The organism is Acuticoccus kandeliae (assembly GCF_003073115.1).
Genome location: NZ_QBBV01000063.1, coordinates 1 through 426, shown reverse-complemented (window position 1 = coordinate 426; position 426 = coordinate 1). Strand labels below are relative to the sequence as shown.

The window sequence follows — 426 nt, the reverse complement described above, 5'->3', positions numbered from 1 at the left end:
CCCGGGCGGATTCGGCCCCGGCGGGCCCGGCGGCCGGCGCGGCAAGCGTGCCCGCGGCGACGTGCGCACCGCGGTGCTCGCGGTCGTCGCCGACGGCCCGCGGCACGGCTACGAGATCATCCAGGAGATCACCGGCCGCTCCGGCGGGCAGTGGAAGCCGAGCCCCGGCTCGGTGTACCCGATGCTGTCCCAGCTGGAGGACGAGGGACTGGTCCGGTCCGAGCCGACCGAAGGTCGTCGGGTCGTCCATCTGACCGAGGAGGGCACCCGGCACGTCGAGGAGCACCGCGCCGAGCTCGACGCGGTGTGGGCGCCCTTCGCCGCGGACGCCGAGGCCGCCGAGTCGGACCCGGCGACCGGCCTGGTCACCGAGCTCGGCCGGCTCGCCGCCGCCGCGCGGCAGGTCGCCGAGGCCGGCTCCGAGAC

Annotated in this window: 1 protein-coding gene; it reads left to right on the top strand. The window is 77.7% G+C overall.

Features of this window, described 5'->3' with window-relative positions:
• Window positions 1-426: PadR family transcriptional regulator (locus tag DBV35_RS29305; RefSeq protein ID WP_205648941.1), on the top strand; the 426-nt coding region annotated here is incomplete at both ends.